This window comes from Bradyrhizobium sp. SHOUNA76, assembly GCF_023006445.1.
In the GTDB taxonomy this organism is placed as follows: Bacteria; Pseudomonadota; Alphaproteobacteria; order Rhizobiales; family Xanthobacteraceae; genus Bradyrhizobium.
The window spans coordinates 1-2162 of the sequence record NZ_JALBHA010000754.1; the positions used below are offsets into that span (position 1 = coordinate 1).

Below are 2162 nucleotides of genomic sequence, written 5' to 3' on the forward strand. Positions count from 1 at the left end.
GACATCGCCGCTCGCCCTCGCCTCGCCAAAGGCGCGCGGCGCGAGCCGGATCACCACGCCCGCGATGCCGCCGTCGCGCACGATCAGGTTGGAGCCGACGCCGACGACACAGACCGGGATGTCGGAAGGGAGACGCGCGAGGAAATAAGCGAGATCGTCCTCATCCGCCGGCGTGAACAGCACCTGCGCCGGACCGCCGACGCGAAACCAGGTGAGCTCGGCCAGCGACTGGTTGGCCAGCAGCCGGCCGCGCAGGTCCGGCATCGCGGCTTTGATCGTGGGAGTGATGTCGAGGAAGCTCATGCCTCACCCTCAAGTGAGGAGAGCACGCTCTCTCCGTTCCCTCCCCCCTTGTGGGGGAGGGGCAGGGAGGGGGGTAGCCCCGAGCGAGATCGGAGTTTGTGGCCACCCCTTTCCCCCGCCCTTCCCCACAAGGGGGGAGGGAGCGCAGCGTGCCGTGCAGCAAGCAGTGAGTGAAGCATCGCCACTCTTACCCCAGCGCCTTCAATTGGTCCGGCAACGCATACGCCCATTGCGTGATGTTGCCTGCCCCCAGGCACACGACGAGATCGCCGGATTTCGCCAGCCCCTTGACAATGCCCGGGAGCTCCGACGCTCCCGGCAGCGGGATCACCTCGCGGTGGCCATGGGCGCGCAAGCCCGTGACGAAATGGTCGCGGTCGATGCCGTCGATCGGCGCTTCGCCGGCGGCATAGACATCAGCGACGACAACCGCATCGGCATCGTTGAAGCAGGTGCAGAATTCATCAAACAGCGATTGCAGGCGGGTGTAGCGATGCGGCTGCACCACGGCGATGATCTTGCCGTTGGTGGATTCGCGCGCTGCCTTCAGCACCGCCGCGATCTCGACGGGATGGTGGCCGTAATCGTCGATCACGGTGACGCCGTTCCATTCGCCGGTCTTGGTGAAGCGGCGCTTGACGCCGCCGAAGCCGGCGATCGCCTTGCGAATGTCGTCGTCGGAAACGCCGAGCTCGCGCGCGACCGCAATCGCGGCCGTCGCGTTGGAGGCGTTGTGGCGGCCCGGCATCGGCAGCATCAGATCGGCAATCTCATGCACGGCGCCTGTCTTGCGATCGTGAAACGCAACCTTGAACTTCGAGCCACCACCCATCGGCGCCAGGTCAAGCAACCGCACGTCGGCCTGTGGATTTTGGCCATAGGTGATGATGCGGCGATCCTCGATCTTGCCGACGAGGGTCTGCACCACGGGATGATCGATGCACATCACGGCAAAACCGTAGAACGGCAGGTTCTCGACGAAATGCCGGAATGCGTCCTGTACGGCGTCGAACGTCTTGAAGTGGTCGAGATGCTCGGGGTCGACATTGGTGACGATCGCGACATCGGTCGGCAGTTTCAAAAACGTGCCGTCGCTCTCGTCGGCCTCGACCACCATCCACTCGCCGGCGCCGAGCCGCGCGTTGGAGCCATAGGCGTTGATGATGCCGCCGTTGATCACGGTGGGATCGAGCCCGCCGGCATCGAGCAGCGTTGCGACCATCGTGGTCGTCGTGGTTTTGCCGTGGGTGCCGGCAATCGCGACGCAGCTCTTCAGCCGCATCAGCTCGGCCAGCATCTCGGCGCGGCGCACCACGGGAATGCGACGCTCGCGTGCCGCCATCAGTTCCGGATTGTCGCGCTTGATCGCGGTGGAGACGACAACGACCTCGGCCCCGTCGACGTTCTCGGCCTTGTGGCCGACCGACACCTTCGCGCCCTTCTTGCGCAGACGGTCGAGATTGTAATTGTCGGAGGCATCCGAGCCCTGCACGGCATAGCCGAGATTGACCAGCACCTCGGCGATGCCGCTCATGCCGATCCCGCCGATCCCGACGAAGTGGATGGGTCCGATCTCGCGCGGCAGTCTCATGCTCTATCCCGTCGTTCCGTCGTCATGCCCGGGCATAAGCGCGAAGCGCGTGTTTGCGCAAGGCGTCCCGGGCATCCACGAATCCCATGGTACTTCATGCAAGACGTGGATGGCCGGGACAAGCCCGGCCATGACGGCAAAAATACGAAAATCGGTCCGTTTAGGCTCAGATTCCCGCGACCTTGACCACCAGATCGGCCAGGCGCTCGGCGGCATCGAGCCGCCCTGCCCCCTTCGCGGCCGCGGCGATGGCGGCGAGGCGCGCGGG

At 65.3% G+C, this 2162-nt stretch carries 1 protein-coding gene and 1 pseudogene; both read right to left on the reverse strand.

Features of this window, described 5'->3' with window-relative positions:
• Positions 1 to 303: pseudogene (locus MOV74_RS36650) on the reverse strand (UDP-N-acetylenolpyruvoylglucosamine reductase); the annotation flags it as partial.
• Positions 304 to 490: 187 nt separating this feature from the next.
• Positions 491 to 1894, reverse strand: coding sequence for a UDP-N-acetylmuramate--L-alanine ligase (murC, locus tag MOV74_RS36655; protein WP_246932200.1), 1404 nt, complete (start codon positions 1892 to 1894; stop codon positions 491 to 493).
• Between the last annotated feature and the right edge of the window lie 268 nt (positions 1895 to 2162).